Source organism: Longitalea luteola (assembly GCF_017356035.1).
GTDB classification, from domain to species: Bacteria; Bacteroidota; Bacteroidia; order Chitinophagales; family Chitinophagaceae; genus Niastella; species Niastella luteola.
Genome location: NZ_JAFIQX010000013.1, coordinates 231,562 through 248,462 on the forward strand (window position 1 = coordinate 231,562; position 16,901 = coordinate 248,462).

17 protein-coding genes and 2 pseudogenes are annotated in these 16,901 nt (G+C 43.0%); 11 read left to right on the plus strand and 8 right to left on the minus strand.

The window, feature by feature from the left end; translation table 11 throughout:
• Positions 1-184 precede the first annotated feature (184 nt).
• Both JUB15_RS25170 and JUB15_RS25175 read left to right on the plus strand, forming a co-directional pair.
• The gene (locus JUB15_RS25170; protein WP_207515420.1) at positions 185-1,552 is read left to right on the plus strand and encodes a Gfo/Idh/MocA family protein; all 1,368 of its coding nucleotides are present in this window, start codon (positions 185-187) and stop codon (positions 1,550-1,552) included.
• Positions 1,553-1,588: 36 nt separating this feature from the next.
• Complete coding sequence (locus JUB15_RS25175; RefSeq protein WP_207515421.1) at positions 1,589-2,557, plus strand: 3-keto-disaccharide hydrolase; 969 nt, start codon at positions 1,589-1,591, stop codon at positions 2,555-2,557.
• A gap of 78 nt (positions 2,558-2,635) precedes the next feature.
• Here JUB15_RS25175 and JUB15_RS25180 read toward each other — a convergent pair whose 3' ends face one another.
• From JUB15_RS25180 to JUB15_RS25205, 5 genes are all read right to left on the minus strand, one after another.
• Positions 2,636-2,902, minus strand: a complete 267-nt coding sequence (locus JUB15_RS25180; protein ID WP_207515422.1) for an SDR family NAD(P)-dependent oxidoreductase — start codon at positions 2,900-2,902, stop codon at positions 2,636-2,638.
• A gap of 147 nt (positions 2,903-3,049) precedes the next feature.
• A complete protein-coding gene (locus JUB15_RS25185; protein ID WP_242696511.1) occupies positions 3,050-3,718 on the minus strand; it encodes a hypothetical protein in 669 nt (222 codons plus the stop codon).
• 45 nt (positions 3,719-3,763) lie between these two features.
• A complete protein-coding gene (locus JUB15_RS25195; protein WP_207515425.1) occupies positions 3,764-4,195 on the minus strand; it encodes a DoxX family protein in 432 nt (143 codons plus the stop codon).
• A 111-nt stretch (positions 4,196-4,306) separates the two neighbouring features.
• Positions 4,307-5,188 carry a helix-turn-helix domain-containing protein gene (locus JUB15_RS25200; RefSeq protein ID WP_207515426.1) on the minus strand — a complete coding sequence of 294 codons (882 nt, stop codon included), beginning with the start codon at positions 5,186-5,188 and terminating at the stop codon, positions 4,307-4,309.
• A 292-nt stretch (positions 5,189-5,480) separates the two neighbouring features.
• Complete coding sequence (locus tag JUB15_RS25205) at positions 5,481-6,941, minus strand: aminotransferase-like domain-containing protein (RefSeq protein WP_207515427.1); 1,461 nt, start codon at positions 6,939-6,941, stop codon at positions 5,481-5,483.
• Between the two features lie 214 nt (positions 6,942-7,155).
• Between JUB15_RS25205 and JUB15_RS25210 the strand changes: the two genes are divergently transcribed.
• A complete protein-coding gene (locus JUB15_RS25210; protein ID WP_207515428.1) occupies positions 7,156-7,803 on the plus strand; it encodes an FMN-dependent NADH-azoreductase in 648 nt (215 codons plus the stop codon).
• A gap of 76 nt (positions 7,804-7,879) precedes the next feature.
• Here JUB15_RS25210 and JUB15_RS25215 read toward each other — a convergent pair whose 3' ends face one another.
• The gene (locus JUB15_RS25215) at positions 7,880-8,311 is read right to left on the minus strand and encodes a GNAT family N-acetyltransferase (RefSeq protein ID WP_207515429.1); all 432 of its coding nucleotides are present in this window, start codon (positions 8,309-8,311) and stop codon (positions 7,880-7,882) included.
• A 9-nt stretch (positions 8,312-8,320) separates the two neighbouring features.
• Positions 8,321-8,767: a DoxX family protein gene (locus tag JUB15_RS25220; protein WP_207515430.1), complete on the minus strand. Its 447-nt coding sequence runs from the start codon at positions 8,765-8,767 to the stop codon at positions 8,321-8,323.
• Between the two features lie 392 nt (positions 8,768-9,159).
• Between JUB15_RS25220 and JUB15_RS25225 the strand changes: the two genes are divergently transcribed.
• The 3 genes from JUB15_RS25225 to JUB15_RS25235 all read left to right on the plus strand — a co-directional run bounded on the left by JUB15_RS25225 (position 9,160) and on the right by JUB15_RS25235 (position 11,357).
• The gene (locus JUB15_RS25225; RefSeq protein WP_207515431.1) at positions 9,160-9,777 is read left to right on the plus strand and encodes a nitroreductase family protein; all 618 of its coding nucleotides are present in this window, start codon (positions 9,160-9,162) and stop codon (positions 9,775-9,777) included.
• Positions 9,778-9,806: 29 nt separating this feature from the next.
• Positions 9,807-10,352: a carboxymuconolactone decarboxylase family protein gene (locus tag JUB15_RS25230; RefSeq protein WP_207515432.1), complete on the plus strand. Its 546-nt coding sequence runs from the start codon at positions 9,807-9,809 to the stop codon at positions 10,350-10,352.
• An 87-nt stretch (positions 10,353-10,439) separates the two neighbouring features.
• A complete protein-coding gene (locus JUB15_RS25235) occupies positions 10,440-11,357 on the plus strand; it encodes an NADP-dependent oxidoreductase (RefSeq protein ID WP_207515433.1) in 918 nt (305 codons plus the stop codon).
• Between the two features lie 360 nt (positions 11,358-11,717).
• Here JUB15_RS25235 and JUB15_RS25240 read toward each other — a convergent pair.
• Positions 11,718-11,924: pseudogene (locus JUB15_RS25240) on the minus strand (hypothetical protein); the annotation flags it as partial.
• Positions 11,925-12,193: 269 nt separating this feature from the next.
• On the opposite strand from JUB15_RS25240, the gene JUB15_RS25245 reads away from it, so the two are divergent.
• From JUB15_RS25245 to JUB15_RS25265, 5 genes and pseudogenes are all read left to right on the plus strand, one after another.
• Positions 12,194-14,506, plus strand: coding sequence for an RHS repeat domain-containing protein (locus JUB15_RS25245; RefSeq protein WP_207515435.1), 2,313 nt, complete (start codon positions 12,194-12,196; stop codon positions 14,504-14,506).
• Complete coding sequence (locus tag JUB15_RS25250; RefSeq protein ID WP_207515436.1) at positions 14,490-15,053, plus strand: hypothetical protein; 564 nt, start codon at positions 14,490-14,492, stop codon at positions 15,051-15,053. The genes JUB15_RS25245 and JUB15_RS25250 overlap by 17 nt, the downstream gene beginning before the upstream one ends.
• A 354-nt stretch (positions 15,054-15,407) precedes the next feature.
• Positions 15,408-15,704, plus strand: a pseudogene (locus tag JUB15_RS25255) (recombinase family protein); the annotation flags it as partial.
• Positions 15,705-16,052 (plus strand): serine integrase family protein, encoded by a 348-nt coding sequence (locus tag JUB15_RS25260; RefSeq protein ID WP_207515437.1) that lies wholly within the window; start codon positions 15,705-15,707, stop codon positions 16,050-16,052.
• Positions 16,000-16,848, plus strand: coding sequence for a recombinase family protein (locus tag JUB15_RS25265; protein WP_207515447.1), 849 nt, complete (start codon positions 16,000-16,002; stop codon positions 16,846-16,848). Before JUB15_RS25260 ends, JUB15_RS25265 begins: the two co-directional genes overlap by 53 nt.
• Positions 16,849-16,901: the final 53 nt, after the last annotated feature.

The following is a 16,901-nucleotide window of genomic DNA, read 5'->3' on the forward strand; positions in this document are numbered from 1 at the left end:
AGCGATTGAACTACGTTCAAGGGGATCTGGACGCTCACTGCAAAAAAAATGCAAACGGTTGCGTGGAAAAACTGTGCTATTGCAACAATTTTAATTAATATGCATTTCCCATAAAAAACATTTTACAGAAAATCTTAACATGTCCAGTTCCGCTGGCCCAATAAAACAATTAAAAATAATTCAGATGAAAAAAGGATATAACCGTCGCGGGTTTTTAAGGAACCTGACACTGGCAACCGGTGGAGTGGTGGCCGGCGGTGCTTTAACGGAGGTATCAGCTGCGCATACAGAGAAGATGAGAAGAGGGTTAGAAGGGGAGAAGCGCTATACTGCCAATGATAATATAAACGTTGCATTGATTGGCGCCGGCGGCATGGGTACGGCAGACCTTAGCACAGCGCTGAAGGTGCCGGGCGTGAAAGTGGTAGCCGTTTGCGATCTGTACGATGGCCGGTTGGAAGATGCCAAAAGGAAATGGGGCAAAGACCTCTTCACGACAAGGCATTATAAAGATGTTCTTGATAGAAAAGATGTAGATGCCGTCATTATTGGAACGCCTGATCACTGGCATAAGCAAATTTCCATTGACGCCATGGCGGCAGGCAAACACGTGTATTGTGAAAAACCCATGGTACATGGCGTTGACGAAGGGCCGGCGGTGATCGCTGCCCAAAGGAAATATAACAAAGTGTTCATGGTGGGTAGTCAGGGTTTGTCGTCGCTGGGGAATGAAAAAGCGCGTGAGCTGTTGAAAGACGGCGCCATTGGTAAATTGAATTATGCAGAAGGTTTTTGGGCGCGTCGCGCCCCTGTTGAGGTTTGGCAATATCCGGTTCCCGAAGATGCAACAGAAAAAACAGTTGACTGGGACACCTTTGTAAGTAATACGAATAAACGCAGTTTCGATAAGATGCGTTTCTTCCGCTGGCGGAATTATCGCGATTACGGTACCGGTATGGCTGGTGATCTGTTCGTGCATCTGTTCTCCAGTCTGCATTTCATTACCGGATCGGAAGGGCCTAACCAGGTATATGCAACCGGCGGCTTAAGATTCTGGAACGATGGCCGCGAAGTGCCTGATGTACTGCTTGGTACTTTCGATTATAATGAAAGAGCTAATTCACCTGCTTTTAACCTTTCACTGCGTTGTAATTTTGTTGATGGTACCAGCGGTACTACGTATCTGCGTTTGATCGGTAGTGAAGGCGCTATGGATGTCGAGTGGGACAAGATCACTTTAAGAAGAAATAAAAGCTTTGATTCGAATGATCCTTTTATGATAGCGCAAATGGCGAAAGCAGGAAAGGGTCAGGATACCAGGAAGAAAATGCTGGCGCCGGAGAACCTTGTTTACCACGCTGAAGAAGGATATAAGGGAGCTCATTACGATCACTTCAATAATTTCTTTACCGCTATTCGTAACAACGGTACCGTGGTTGAAGATGCTGTGTTTGGTTATCGTGCTGCTGCACCTGCATTGCTCTGTAACGACAGTTACTATAATCACAAACCAATTAAATGGGATCCTGTTAACATGAAAATAACAGGATAGTAATAATTGTATTATAAAAACAGAAACATTGAGATCATGCACATAAAAAAGAAGATAGCGGTTGTTTGTATCGGATTATTAGGGCTGGCGCCACAGTTCAGTGATGCGCAGGTAGCTGCCGTTAACGCGAAAACAGTTACCGGTGGCGAACTGGTAGGAAGATGGGACTTGACTGTAATCGAAGATGGAAAAGAAAGAGCCAGCTGGCTGGAAATTGAAGTAAGCGGGTATAAAACCCTGGTAGGTCGCTTTGTTGCGTCGGGTGGAAGTGCAAGACCCGTTTCGAAGATCGTTCTTGAACAAAACAAATTCACATTTACCATTCCACCACAATGGGAAAGAGAAGAAAAAGATATGGTGTTTGAAGGTGAGCCAACGGCTGAAGGCATAAAAGGAGTTATTCATTCCAGTAGCGGAAAGGAGTATCCATTCACAGGCGTAAGAGCCCCCTTGCTCACAGAAAAAAAGAAAGTAGTTTGGAAAAAGCCAGTTCAGCTGTTCAATGGTAAAGACCTTACCGGTTGGGAAGTGGATGGAAAAAAGAACCAGTGGATAGTACAGAACGGAGAATTGATCAGCCCCGAGTCGGGCAGTAATATTATTACAAAAGAAAAGTTTCGCGATTTCAAACTGCATATCGAATTCAAACTTAAGCCGAAAAGCAACAGCGGCGTGTATTTGAGAGGCAGGTATGAAACACAGGTTATCGACAACCCGGCTGATGCCCATCCCAACAGCCACTTGTTTGGTGGTATTTATGGTTTCCTGGTGCCCAGTGAGAATGCAGCATTGGGGCCCGATAAATGGCAAAGTTTCGACATTACCCTTATAGGCAGAATGGTTACAGTTGTTGCCAACGGAAAGACCATCATTTGTAATCAGGAGATACCAGGTATAACCGGAGGGGCATTGGATAGTAAAGAGGGAGAACCCGGACCGATTTACCTGCAAGGCGACCATGGTCCCGTCTCGTATAGAAATATTGTGCTAACGCCGGCTGAATAAAGAATGTAGGTAATACGGTAAAGCTTCGCTTCACATTGAAGATGATATGAAACCATACATGTAATTGCAGATCAATTACTACAACAAAACAGGACAAAGCGAGTAATTCGACTTTGTCCTGTTTTTTTGTGCCTCCTCAACTGCACGTTGGTCAAAAGCGTCAACCACAGCGGTTTCTACCTGACCACCTGCTGCGCTGATATCAGCAGCCACAGCATCGAGCCTGGCCTGCGTTCGGCCTGCGATAAACACATTTGCGCCTTCCCTGGCAAACACCCGTGCAACAGCCCCGCCGATAGCGCCGCTGCCACCGTAGATGACGGCATTTTTGTTACTAAGCAACATATATGGATAGATTTTTTGTGTTGAAAAACGCTCTTACAAATCTACCATCCAAATGTTTATTTACCGAGGTGTAAATGGACAGCGTAACGGGGGAATATAGACAATTGAATCGTTTTCATTTCGCAGCTGTTTGTACTAATGAACGTCTCACAGCACCCGCCTGAGAAAAAGGCCATAGTTTGGATACAGGCGTGCCTCTTTTCCATATTCGTCCAGATTGACGGCCACGCCAAAGCCAAACCCTTTGTGCTCTGCCCCAACCCGGAGGTATTGATAGCTGCGATTGTGCTCAGGGAAGGTCCATGTAGTCATCACCTGTAGCCTGCCATAAAATTGCAGGTGTTTACTACCACTGCTTCGCTGCTCCCAAAAACCCATCAGTTCAAAAGAAGGCTGCTTCCAAACGTCGGCCCTTGGGAAAATGAGCACTGTCGTATTAGGCCTTTGCACCAGGAACTGTAAGGAAACAGAAGGGCGTATTCGGTTTTTTGGCGAAAACAGGGTGCCGAAACCAGCTGATAAGGCGCGGTTAATGGAAATGGTTATATACGACTGGCTCATGATCTCATTGCCCCGTTCTTCATCAAAGGGAATCAGTATAGACGAAGTATGGAAAAAGCCAAAGGAAGAAGTCCCGGACAGCTTCATGCCCACTGAATGCTGGTAATAATAATTTTTATGGCCCGCCATAAATTCCACAGGCATTCTTTGACCGTGCACACCGGCGGGGCAAAGAACCAGCAAAAAGAACAAGGCGGCCAGGGCGTGGCATCCGGGCCTTGTAAGGCCCGGCCGCCAGAGCATAATCTGCTGCATAATACAATTGAGACTGGGTGAATGAATCAGGTTTAAGAGTAGATGCTACCGTGCTGATGACTGCTTATTGCGAGAGCGTAGCATAAGGTTATCAACAGAGTAAAGCCCCGGGCCGGCGATGGCAAAGTAGATGGACAAGACTAGGTAAAGCAATGCAGGCTGTTTTACCGGATATGGATCTTTTGCATGTACGAGAAATGCAGCTACCAGGAAGGCAATGATGATGGGTACTGCATTGAGGCGGGTAAAAAAACCAATGGCGACCGATGCGCTGCATACGAGCTGCGCAAGAATTACCAGTGTAAGGGAAGTTGTTGATCCGATACCCAGCGGGTCGGCAAAAGTTGCAGCATAACTTGAAAAATGCGTTAACATGTCCCATCCATTTGGTATCAGCAGCACACCGAACATCATCCTTAAAAAAGTATGTGCCCACTCCTTGATTTTTTCGTCTGTAGACAATAATATCCGTTTCATTTTGATCTTTTTTTCGAGTCAAAATTACCGGGGGAAAAGAGCAGCAAAAATGTACAGAAGGCGGTAAGATTGGTAGATTTTTCGGTTGCTGCAGTCCTTCGGCGAAGTTAATTATTTTAAGGCCGGTTGATTTTTACGCGTTTTGAAAACGCTTGGAGAGATGCTTTCCTGCTTTTTGAATGCTTTAAGAAAGTGGGAGGAGTCTGCATAACCAAGTTTGTGTGCTACTTCTTTGATAGACAGCCCAGCATGGCTCAAGAGGTATTTGGCCTCCTGCATCAGGTGAATATCTATCCATTTTTTAGCGGTAAGGCCTGTGGTTTCGAGCAATACCTCACTGAGGTATTTGGGAGTAATATGGAGGCTGGCAGCGTAAAAAGACACGTCTTTATGCCTGGCAAAGTTTTTAGCAACCAGGGACCTGAATTGAGCCATGATGCGCTCTTTTGGAGAGAGTTCTTGCTTGCCGGCCGAATACACTTGCCAGTACTTTTTTTGCAACACCTGCAGGATGGCAAAGAGAATACCGCCAATGGCCTCGGGTCTGTGCTTCAATACATCAAGAGTATGGAACAACTGTTCTATCTCCTGCAAGTCCGCGCCTTCAAATTGTAATAAGTTATGAGCATCAGGGCAAAAGAATTCCAAAGAAAAGAAGAATGTACTGCTGAAGTTATTGAGAAATACCTCGTCGTAAAAGAAAAAGGTTTGCATCGGCGGCAAGGTGTTGCCAAGCCACTGACAGGTAATGCCTGGTCCAATGGTGATCACGCTTCCCTTGTTGAGCCTGTACTGTTTTGTGCCTATGCTGATGGCTGCATCGCCATGCATGAGCCCGATAGTATAGAAATAGTTATTAAATGGAGCGGTGTATTGGGTTTGTGAAAAATGCTTCTCCGTTGCCAAAAAATAGGGCAAGCTGTTAAGCTCTCCTGATTGAAGTTTAAGGTGTTTAAGCAAATCGAATTTAATAATCTCGTTTGTCTGTTTCATTTCGCGTTTTGCTGGCGTAAAAGAAGTGAAGCAATATACGAAAAGTTCACACTGAAAAAAGGTTCACTGATGCACTTAATTTAATTCGTATAGCTTGAGGCTAAATTGAAATGCTAAAAAAATAGATTATTGAATGGCTTTTAGGTTATAACTCTTTACTTCATCCGATGATAAATATTATATTCAACCGGCTGATTATGGACGTCATGCCAAAAGCGTGTTCGTCAACTATTTCGGGAGCGGGGAACAAAGGGAAAATCTGAAAGCCACGTCCCATCCATGATAGTCTCAATTATTTTCTCAAAGTGCTCCTTTTAAGAGCATCGACTGCAAAATCAATTTCCTGTTCATTTAAAGACGCGAATCCAAAACGAACCGCGTCGTAGCTTAAATCCTGTCCCTTGGGATAAGTTCTGCCTGAAAATTGCAATCCTAAAGCAGCTGACTTATTGATTACATTGGCAAGTTGATAGTTTTCATTGAACTTTAGCCAGAGCGCCATTCCACCTTGCGGTTTTATGAATTCCACAACATGGTTTAGTTCAGCACTTATGAGATCTGCGGCATAATTGCATCTGTGGCCATATAGCTTGTTCGCTTTAGTAATAAACCTTGAAAACTCCCCACTTTGTATTAGCATCGCAATGATTTCTTCCATCAGTACATCACTCCTTAAATCGATCAAGGTTTTTAACTTGATGGCACTATGTAAAAAATCAGGAGTTGATATCATATAGCCGAGCCTGAAATTTGACCCCAGCACTTTGGTTAACGATCCTATATAAATTATTCGGCCATGGTGCGCGCCGCTTGCCAGCGGCACATAGGGACTATATTGATATTGAAAATCATAATCATAATCGTCCTCGATAACGCTCAGCTTATGCCTTTTAATGAGTTCCAATAGTTTAGCACGTCGTGCCGAACTCAGCGTCACAGTTGTTGGGTGATGATGGTGAGGTATGATATAGAGGAGTTTTATATGATTGTTGACTAAAACGTCTTCTATTGCATCAACATCAGCGCCATCATTATCTACCGGAACAGTAATAAGTTGCGCCCCTAATTGCCTAAAAATGGCGTTTGCTAAAAAATAACTTGGTGCCGTAACCAAAACCTTATCGCCCGGTTTTATTATCAGCGAGCTCGCGATATAAATTGCCATTTGTGCACCCCGGGTAACCATCAGGTTTTCATCTTCAATATTTAGACCCCGGGTTTCATTTAGAAATGAGGTCAAAACCTTTTTAAAAAATTGACTTCCATCGAGATTCCAGCTTCTTGAAGCTTTTTTTAAGGTCTGCTGGCTAAGAAGCCGCTTGTATTCATTGAATGGAAATATGTTCACATCGGGGAAGCCATCATTTATTGTAACCTTGCAATTAGAGCTAGCTTTGGTCAGTAAGGGAACATGCTCCAATTTATCGAATAAAATTTGAGACTTGGCAGTGTAACTTGATCGAACCTTATTCCCATACGTACGCGGTTTTAAGATGGGCAAAGATTCTGATACCCGGTATCCCTTTCTTTCTTGACTTATTATCCAATCTTCTGCAATCAGATCGTTATAAGCAGCCATTATTGTCTTGCGGTGAACTCCAAGTACTGTAGCGAGTACGCGCGCACTCGGTAATTCCATCCCAGGCGAAAGCATACCTTTTTGAATTAAAAGCACTAACTCCGAGGCAATTTGCTTGAATACGGCTTCGGTACTGCTTCTATCGATCTTTATCAGCGTTTTAAAGGGGAGCATAAATAAATAAGAAAAAGTTTTACCTAAAAGCAGCAAATCGCATGCTGGTCACTCCGAATATAAAAAACTGGTACCCTAAGCGGTCAACGGGCCCATTTAAGTTTGCTGTATACAAAGATAACATATTCAAAAAAAATTATCCTGGGATGATTTATTCCAGACCTGGAAAATGAGGACGCAATTGATTTGATGCAGAATTCAACGAAATACCGAAATGAAAAATTTACTCGTTATTAATGCAAGTCCGAGAGGCGAAAGGTCGGTCACCAGAAGGCTTACCGATTTGTTTGCAACCACTTGGATAGAGGCCAATCCCAATAGCACGATTGTCCATCGTGAAGTTGGCCGCGGAGCCATACCGCACGTATCCGAACTCTGGATTGCCGCTGCGGCTAAGCCTGCAGCTTTAAGGACTGAAGCGGAGATCAATGAGCTGAAGCTCAGCGATCAGCTCATTGCTGAAATTAAAGCAGCCGACGTGATCGTTCTGGGAGTGCCGATGTTCAATTGGTCTATCCCGAGTGCACTTAAAGCATATTTAGACCAGGTAATAAGGGCTAATGAAACTGTTGTGATGCGTCCTGACGATTATCAAAACCCATACAGGGGCTTATTGAAAGATAAAAAAGTTTACATGCTTTTCAGCAGAGGAAATGCAGGTTATGAGAAAGGTGAATATTATGCGCACATGAATTTTCAAGCAGACTATCTCAGAACAGCTTTTGCCGTCATGGGCCTTACTGATCTTCAAGAAATCGCACTAAACGGAAGTGCTTTTGATAAAGAAATATATGAGCAATCTACCAAAGCGGTTCATGCTAAAATAATGAAAATGGCGTCGAATGAGATGACGGCTTGGTAAAGCCAGCATAAACTTATCGACAAAAGCTCCGATGGTATGCCCTTTAATGGGTGGTTTAGCCGCATATCGATCTAAATTAGTTAACGGCTTTGGCAAAATGGTTACAGGCAAGGTAGTAGCCCTTGTTCAGGTATAATCTATGCGCCGTGTGTAAAGCGTAACCGCTATCCAAATGAATGCTTTTTATTCCCTCATCGATAGCGCGTTTGGTGACATGATCTAATAAGGTGCCAGCATATCCTTGATTTCTACATTCGGGGACTGTGAATAAGTCATCTATGTAAATGATAAGTCCTGTTCGAAGCAGGTTCAACATCCGGTAACTAATAAACGCACCTGCTCTTGTGTTGTCTGTATTTGGTATAAAGACTAATTCAAAATCCTGGCTGCGCATCATTTGAACAACTTGCTCAACAACCGTGTCCGGATTAAGGTTGCGTCGAAATTCAAGGATCGCTTCCTTACAGAATTCTATATCAGCTTTTGTGACTGCCCTTCTACATTCCATATCATTGGTTTATTTATTAAGATCATTTTTTGATAAGCTGTCAATACTCCATGCGTGGTGATCGAGCCCCGAAAGCACGAAGGCTGCACCTGTGAAAACAAAGACCGGGTAATTGAATGGTGCCTGGATGCTTAAAAATATTCCCATACATAGGCCAAAAACAAATGTAAGAATGCCAGCACCTATAGCAACTTCTTTAATTCTATAGCCCACGATAAGGAGGACCCCAAATACAATTTCAGCAATTGTAGCAATGATACTCATAATATTGGCTATTTGCCAACTTACAAATGGAATCAGTTCGTTTGTATATCTAACGAAGTGTTTCCAGTCACCCCACGAAGCTCCGGAACCCGGAGAGCCCAGTAAACCTATCCTGTCCATTACCGGTAATAAAAAGCCAACTCCGAGGGCCAGCCGTAATAAAAGTTGTCCTATTGCCGCAATATGTTTCATGTGATGTTCTGTAAAAGTTAAAGTTAGCGTGGCCATATGTAAGTGTCAGGTACCAGTTAAGACGTGTCAGAGGGACCAGCATAATCCTCCATCCTACACTGAAGCGTATTAGTTGATTAGCGTCGCAGATCTTTATGAGCGAACGAAAAGATGGGAGTGCTTGTCGGGGTTTCAAGATTCCATGGAATGTTAACTAGATGACATTCGACTCTAGCTGCAAATATGAAAGACTACCTCCCTGGCCTTTTTAAATGAAATCACAAAAAGCCTCTCTAAAATTACTGGTCCCCTTCCTATTTGGATTCTGGGCCATCGAGCTGGCTAATCACAGGTTTACTTTTACGCCACACTCGAAATCTTGTAACAACTTAATATTAACAACTATGACCACTATGACTAATCCAGTCATTGAAACCATCTTAAGCCGAACTGCAACAAAGTATTATGACAAAACCGCCACCTTGAGTGACGAGCAAATCCGCGAGCTAGTGCAAATAGGCACTACCGCACCAACATCTTTTCATTTACAAAACTGGCGCTTTATAGCTGTTCGCACGGCTGAAGCCAAGGCTCGTTTGCGGGCGCTTGCCTGGGATCAACCGGCGGTCACGGATGCCGCCGTCACCTTTATCGTCATTGGCAAGTTAGCCGATGCCAGCACCATTCCCGCACGTCTGGCGCCGGTTGTGGAAGCGGGCATCATGCCGGCGCACATGGTGCCAGATTGGGAAATAAACGCACGTAGGTTGTACGATAATCAACCCCAACAGGATCGAGACGAGGCGGTACGCACCGCGACCTTCGGCGCGGCCGCGATCATATATACAGCCCGCTCGCTGGGTTGGGGGTCGACACCGATGATCGGATTCGACGCTGAACCGGTGCACCGTGAATTTGGCCTAGCCGGCGATGAAATCCCGGTGATGCTGCTGACCGTAGGCCTTGAACGCGCTGGTAACTGGAAGCAAAAGCCACGCCGCCCTGTTGAAGAAGTGCTTGAATTAGTATGATTGTTAAAAACGAACTTAAAAAATCTACAATGCCTAGAATTGAAGCTCTTAAACCGGAGAATGTACCGGCTGATTCAAAACCAACTCTTGATGTGTTCAGCAAGAATATCGGATTTACTCCCAATATGATGGCGACCTTCGCCACCAGCCCAATTGCATTTAATGCATGGGCTGCACTATTCGGGGGAATGAACAAAGCCCTAGATGTAAAAACACGAGATAGCATCGGCCTGGTCGTTTCTGAAGTCAATGGTTGCAACTACTGCCTGACTGTCCACAGCTACACGGCTAAGCATATGGCAAAGCTTGAGGACAATGAAATCATTCTTGCTCGAAAGGGTCATGCAAGCGACTCAAAGCGCGATGTAGCCGTTCAATTTGCCCGAAAAGTGATTGAAACCCGTGGAAAAGTGAGTGACGCTGATCTTGCCGCAGTACGTGCTGCTGGTTACTCGGATGCCAACATACTGGAAATCGTAGGCCTGGTGGCGATGTACTCACTGACAAACTTTATCAATAATGTCTCCGATCCTGACAAGGACTTTCCGCCTGTTACACCAGCGGGTATGATTTAACATGCGAAAAGTAAAATCGACAGTTTCCATCATACTCAATTTTTGATTTTGACGTATAAGTAATTTAAAATAACGAAGGAGGTATTTATGAGAGCGATCGTTGTAACGGACCAGGCTGCCGGAACGGCTGGAATGAAGCTCGTGGAAAGGCCCGAACCCATAGCGGCGATAAACGACGTTATTGTTATGATTTATGCATCCGGATACGTCGGGACTGAGTTGACCTGGCCATCGACCTGGACCGATAGAACCAATCGTGATCGGACGCCAACAATTCCTGGTCATGAATTTGCAGGCGTTGTAACTTCCCTTGGCTACGGTACCACCGGACTTACGGTAGGACAACGGGTTTTTGGAATAACCGATTGGTACCGTGATGGCACTCTCGCCGAGTATGCAGCAATTGAAGCACGTAACCTTGCGCCACTGCCGGGCGATGTTGACTTTACGGTAGGCGCGAGCTTACCAATCTCGGGCCTGACCGCTTGGCAGGGCCTTTATGATCATGGTCATCTTAAGGGTGGACAGACCATACTTGCGCATGGCGCGGCTGGTGCAGTGGGGACAATGGTGGTTCAGCTTGCTCGTGAGGCTGGCGCCTACGTCATCGGTACAGGCAGAACTTCCGACCGTCAGAAAGCGCTAGAATACGGCGCGCATGAGTTTTTTGACCTTGATAACGACAACCTGGAGGATATCGGAGGAGTTGATCTGGTTTTCGACGTAATCGGCGGTGACATTGGAAAACGTTCCGCTGGTCTGATTAGACCAGGAGGAACGATTGTGTCCGTCGTTGGGCCAAACGAGGCGCACCCAATCAATGGCCGGGCGATTGATTTCGTTGTGGAGCCTGACCGTGGTCAACTGACCGAGATTGTCCAGCGGGTACGCGACGGACGATTACGGATAAATATTGGCGAGATCTCGACGCTAGACGAAGCTATCACTACCTTGAATTCGACTAAGCGGCGTTTAGGAAAGCCGGTAATCCGCGTTCGTTCGTGAGATAAGTCCGTTATCGCAACCGTTCCTCGGTATTTATAGCTGAAGAAGCCAAGCATATAATAAGTTCGCCTTATTATCGAATAAGTATAAAGCATTGGTCCCATGCTTTCTGTGTCGGCCACCATTGCGGCGACCAGGATATACGGGTTTCGCTTTGTAGGCTTCTTTCGATGGATTCTAACTTTGGCCATAACGTGATGTATTAAGTTAAATATAACTTGCAGGGATTCGTACTGATAGCGATAGCAAACGTGGCCGGCGATAGCCGGCCGTTTTTTTGTTTGCATATAGGCGCTTTCTAAAGCAGTAGCGGCTACCTGCTTTTCGGGCCTCCATGATCGCTTATGTATTGGTTGAATGTTATTCGGATTCGCTGGCCTCTATAACGGCTTCCGGCTCCGGTTTTTGTTCCGCTTTAATGTTGATGATAAAATCGGCTGCTTTTTGGGCTTGTGATGCAGCTTTTAACAGAAAGGTCTTATCTTCTTTTAGTTTGCTGAGCCACCCTTTAATATATGCGGCGCTGTTTTCGATGAAGGTCATTTCAATACCACAAAAACCGCAAAGGAAGGCGGCTTGAGTTGCTTACCGTCCTTAAATTGCTTCAAAAAATCGTCTGATAAAAAATTTTCTACTTTCATTGTCTGTGTAAAGTTTAAAAATACAATCGGAGATATTACGAACTCCGATTTTCTATGTTTACACAGATTATGTTACAGTGCCACAATTTTCCAGCTTTTCAATCTGATTTTTTGTCCTGTGAATTATTAAAGTGTTAGCAGTTTAAGTTAAACCAGGTAATTGTTGTTAATTTGTCTTTACAATAACCCCTTACCATGAAAAGGCTATTACTGCTTATTTCGTTTGCTATTCTTTTTCTTCATGCTTTCACTCAAACTAATGTTCAGCGGGATTACAGGGTCAGCCCAATTTTAAAGCAGGCCCTTGCGTCAAAAAGTGGATATTACATTTATGGCAGAGCTGGTACAGCCCGGTTTATTAATATAGCCGTACTAAATCAATCAACACACACATTGTACTGGTTCACCTGCCATGGGCGGTTATTTGATTCCACCAAACTCACAAACCAGGAGATAGAACAGGTAACTTCAAAGCAACTAGACCCGTTTGTATTATATCAGAATATTTGTGATAAATATCTGGCTAACATTTCCACCGTCAAAGACATTTATCGGGTTTATGGCGACAATGAACTGTTCGATAGGCTGAATCCCAATTATCGAGCACTGTTTGCAATGGAGAGTATCAGGACTGCTAAAACCCCTTTGCAAAAGTTAATGGTGTTAGAAAATGTACGGAAGGGCATTCTCGCACAATTGGCCTATATGAATTGTGTCAATCCATTCGGTCTGACTGATAACCCGCTTTATAAAACCAATAAAGAACAAGCGGGTTCTATTATACAAACAAAGGACAGTACTTTATACTACAATGTCGATCCCACCAGCGCTATTCGCCGAATCAGTCTGCATAAAAAATATCCCGAAAAACTATTCGTTTATAACAGATTATCTGAATTAATTGACAGTATGCCGGTTTTACCAGAAAAATATAATCTTTTGCTGAAAGAAAAGACAGATGTTTTCCTATTGTACCGAGGCTGGCTGGAACTTCAATGGCAGCAGGCCATGAGTAATGTGAGGAGGCCTGCACGCGCTGATATAAGTGATGGCAGGCTGTATAGTCAAGCTAATATAAACAATGAAAAGGAAATTGAAAAAGTACTTTACAATCAACTAAATGCTATTAACACAAAGATTAATCTCTTGATATCGCCTGAAGCAAAGAATATTGAGCAGGCCGTATATGAAACCTATAAAAATGAAGCATCTGAAATTAGTTATATCCCCCTGTTGGGCATAGGATACAGTTTGACTCAGACAAGAGGCCAGAAAGAATACGAGTTAACCAATCACTTAGGGAATGTACTAGTCACAGTAACTGATAAGAAAATTGGTGTATCTTCCGCATCTGATAGTTCTTTAATCGATCATTACGAGCCGGATATTGTAAGTGCACATGATTACTACCCGTTTGGCATGTTGCAACCAGGCCGATCTTACCTTTCTCCCAATGCCGATAAGTACAGATATGGATTTAATGGCAAAGAGAATGATAACGAGGTGAAGGGTAAGGGAAATCAATTAAATTTTGGTTCAAGAATATACGATCCTCGTATAGGTCGATTCCTTTCAGTTGATCCATTACAAAAAAAGACTCCAGATCTTAGTTGTTATAATTTTGCAGCAGATAATCCAATTTCAAATATTGACAAAGACGGAATGTATGCATTATTCATACATTATATGTTGACCAGATATATGCTGATGCAAGCGGGTGTGTCGGAGGTCCAGGCAAATTTAATAGCTCATTATGCTTCAACCTTTGCTGACAATCCAGCAAGTATAAAAAGTTTTAACGAGTTTAAATCTTATAGTATTGGAGATTTAATTCTTATGCAAAACTTGAAGGAGGCACAAAAAGATAATCCTATTTTTAAGGAGATAGGTGGAAAACTTACCGAAAAACAAGCAATCAATATTGTTTATATGCCTGGGATTGATTATTCAAGAACAGTAAAATCCCAAAGTGAAGACCCAGAGGCACAAAAATGGCATGCAACGAGAACTTATGCAGAAAGTAATGCCGTAACTTCCAAAGATGCTATAAATAGAAGTCTTGTCAATGCTTGGGATATGCTATTTAAATCAGCTAATCAGGGGGGGATCGACAAAATGACTGCCAATAGTACTGCAATTGAAAACCTTGGACAGGCACTTCATACTTTTCAAGATATGGAAGCGCATCAGGGTGCAGTGTTCAGAGCAACTTTATTAAATGGAAAAGGATATTTTAGTACAAGGGGTAATGAGCATAATTTGACAAATGATTCAAAGCCTGATCCAAATTATTTTGGAATAGCCAAGACGTTTACTGGAAATGCCATTTTTATTCATCAAATTATGTCAGGAAATTATAAAAACGTTATTGTGGGGGCAAATATCATAACATACGGTATGTCAGAAGATCATTTGAAAGCTTTAAAAGAAAAAATGAATAAGGGTGGGTTTACATTAACACAAGATAAAGAAAATTCAAATGTTTATACAATTGGAAAAAAAGAGTAGCAAGGGGGTGTTGTGCTTGATGATGGTGTTTTTTTTGATTATTACATCCTGCAAATACTCTTCTTTAGGTTATTACTATACTTCTCCGGCCAATTCAGATATGGAGGCAATTCAAATTAATGACGATACTTTAGACAAATTGATAACCTTTTCTGCATTTGAAATTAAAAGCGACTCCAGTTTTAATGCAGTAGTGATTTTTAAATTACTCGATACGAGTAAGTATGTAACCTTAAGTAATGTAGATTTTGATATCAATGGATTGAAGGGTAGTGTTGCTAAAAAGAAAGCGTTGTTTATTGATGCCCCTCAAGAAGTTAAATATGACAGTTCTGTTATGGAGATAGATCGCTTAAATAAAAGACTGTCCTTAGGATTTCCGATTGAGTTTACTTTTAAATATGATGCGGAAATGTTACGGGAGAAGAAAAAGATACATGTATCGATTACGATTAACTTATTTGAAAATGGTAAGGAAGTTAAATTAAATAAGAATTTTGATATGCTTAGGCATGTGAGATATAAATCGTCGTTGCTTATGCATTAAATTATTTAATCAGACTTTTTAGTTAATTTTTCAAGAAACGCAATTCTCGATCATTTTTAATGTTTCGGCTACATTGCGAGCCGGATAATTTTTTTCCAAAAAGTTAATAAAGTTTTCTTTTGTCCCTGGCATTTCCCAATCCATCACCGTAAACGCCTTCAATAATGTCTGCTGCGGTTTTTCATTAAATGCGCATAGCACCAAATAAGGCGGACTATAATAAAACGAGTTCTCCCACAGCTTTTGATACAATTTCGGATTCAGGCACCTTTTAAAATCCATCACCAGGTCATATAACTTACAGGTAAGCGAACCTAAGTTTACCGTACTGATGAGCAGGCCGATAAAGGCTACTCTCAGCGTGACCAGGAAGAACGTTTACGCAGGTATTGCCAAATTCAAAACATTGAAGTGCGAAAGGTTATTTACGAAGATTATTCGGCAAAAACTTTCAACCGGCCGGAATGGAATAAGTACCTGCTTTTCCTGCGAAAAAATAAAAACACCGCCGACCTGGTGCTTTTCATTAAATGGGACCGGTTTAGCCGGAATGCCGGTGATGCTTACCAAATGATCAGTATCCTTCGAAAACTGGGAATTGAACCCCAGGCTGTAGAACAGCCGCTTGATCTCTCTGTACCGGAAAATTAGATGATGCTGGCTTTTTATCTGGCCGCGCCAGAAGTAGAAAATGATCGCCGGGCATCAAATACTTTTCATGGCATGCGCCGGGCGAAAAAAGAGGGTCGATTTCTTGGAATTACCCCGGCTGGTTACATAAACAAGACATCCGAAGCAGGAAAGAAATATATTGAGCTGCATGAACCACAAGCCAGTATAATGAAGTGGGCATCTGAGAAGTTGGCTGAAGGAACTTTTAACGCCGAGCAGATTTACAAAATGGCTAAGGAAAAGGGGGTTAAAATGTACCAAAAGCAATTTTTGGATGAACATCAGGAACCCGCTGTACTGTGGCAAAATTGTAATTCCAAAGTATAAGGATGAAGAAGCACACATGGTAAAAGCACAACATGAACCGCTGGTTTCTGAATTGTTGTTCTACCAGGTGCAGGATGTGCTGTACGGCCGTAAAAGACACTATCGCCCGATGTTCGTTGCAAATTCATCGCTGCCATTGAGGGGCTTTATAATCTGCCGTAAATGTACCGAGAAGCTTACAGGTAGTAAATCAAAAGGAAGAACACAGGACTATTTTTATTACCACTGTACCAATGGTTGTAAGTTCCGATTGGGGGCAGAATTTATGAACGACATTTTTGTGAATGAACTGAAGAAATTTGTTCCCCGTCCGGAATATTTGGAGTTGTACCAGCTTACCCTGCAGGAAGCCTGGTATGATGAGACAAAACATATGCACGACGATAAAAGACAAATTTCGAACCAGATCACGGAACTGGAGGGCAGGCTAACTTATCTGCGAGAATTGCTTTCAACGCAAAAGATCGAGCCAGACGATTACCGGAAAATGAAAGCAGAGTACACAGATAAAATCGAAAAGCTATTGGGAAAGCTGGCTAATTCAACACAGGCGCCCGTAGACTTTGACGGCCTTTTAAATGCAGGATTACAAAACCTGATGAACCTTGAGCAGCTATACAAGAACGGTGACATCATAAAGAAGCGGGAAATAATTGGTTCGATGTACCCCGAAAATTTGACGATTGACGGATTTGGAGTTCGAACCGCCCGGCTGAATGAAGCCGTTTCGCTGATATACAGTCTGGCCGCGGGTTCCAGGGGATCAAGTCAAATTGTTGGGGGATTAGGTTGTTAAGCATAGATTTTTTGGAGTCTAAATAAGAAGAAATTAATATCCCGAACTCCCCG

What these genes read in the sequence shown, in the direction of transcription:
- JUB15_RS25200 (WP_207515426.1), bottom strand. Translation starts at nt 5,188, where the DNA reads ATGAAACAGACAAACGAGATTATTAAATTCGATTTGCTTAAACACCTT.
- JUB15_RS25180 (WP_207515422.1), bottom strand. Translation starts at nt 2,902, where the DNA reads ATGTTGCTTAGTAACAAAAATGCCGTCATCTACGGTGGCAGCGGCGCT.
- JUB15_RS25195 (WP_207515425.1), bottom strand. Translation starts at nt 4,195, where the DNA reads ATGAAACGGATATTATTGTCTACAGACGAAAAAATCAAGGAGTGGGCA.
- JUB15_RS25265 (WP_207515447.1), top strand. Translation starts at nt 16,000, where the DNA reads ATGAACATCAGGAACCCGCTGTACTGTGGCAAAATTGTAATTCCAAAG.
- JUB15_RS25220 (WP_207515430.1), bottom strand. Translation starts at nt 8,767, where the DNA reads ATGAAACATATTGCGGCAATAGGACAACTTTTATTACGGCTGGCCCTC.
- JUB15_RS25170 (WP_207515420.1), top strand. Translation starts at nt 185, where the DNA reads ATGAAAAAAGGATATAACCGTCGCGGGTTTTTAAGGAACCTGACACTG.
- JUB15_RS25260 (WP_207515437.1), top strand. Translation starts at nt 15,705, where the DNA reads ATGATGCTGGCTTTTTATCTGGCCGCGCCAGAAGTAGAAAATGATCGC.
- JUB15_RS25205 (WP_207515427.1), bottom strand. Translation starts at nt 6,941, where the DNA reads ATGCTCCCCTTTAAAACGCTGATAAAGATCGATAGAAGCAGTACCGAA.
- JUB15_RS25225 (WP_207515431.1), top strand. Translation starts at nt 9,160, where the DNA reads ATGACTAATCCAGTCATTGAAACCATCTTAAGCCGAACTGCAACAAAG.
- JUB15_RS25230 (WP_207515432.1), top strand. Translation starts at nt 9,807, where the DNA reads ATGCCTAGAATTGAAGCTCTTAAACCGGAGAATGTACCGGCTGATTCA.
- JUB15_RS25235 (WP_207515433.1), top strand. Translation starts at nt 10,440, where the DNA reads ATGAGAGCGATCGTTGTAACGGACCAGGCTGCCGGAACGGCTGGAATG.
- JUB15_RS25185 (WP_242696511.1), bottom strand. Translation starts at nt 3,718, where the DNA reads ATGCAGCAGATTATGCTCTGGCGGCCGGGCCTTACAAGGCCCGGATGC.
- JUB15_RS25215 (WP_207515429.1), bottom strand. Translation starts at nt 8,311, where the DNA reads ATGGAATGTAGAAGGGCAGTCACAAAAGCTGATATAGAATTCTGTAAG.
- JUB15_RS25210 (WP_207515428.1), top strand. Translation starts at nt 7,156, where the DNA reads ATGAAAAATTTACTCGTTATTAATGCAAGTCCGAGAGGCGAAAGGTCG.
- JUB15_RS25245 (WP_207515435.1), top strand. Translation starts at nt 12,194, where the DNA reads ATGAAAAGGCTATTACTGCTTATTTCGTTTGCTATTCTTTTTCTTCAT.
- JUB15_RS25175 (WP_207515421.1), top strand. Translation starts at nt 1,589, where the DNA reads ATGCACATAAAAAAGAAGATAGCGGTTGTTTGTATCGGATTATTAGGG.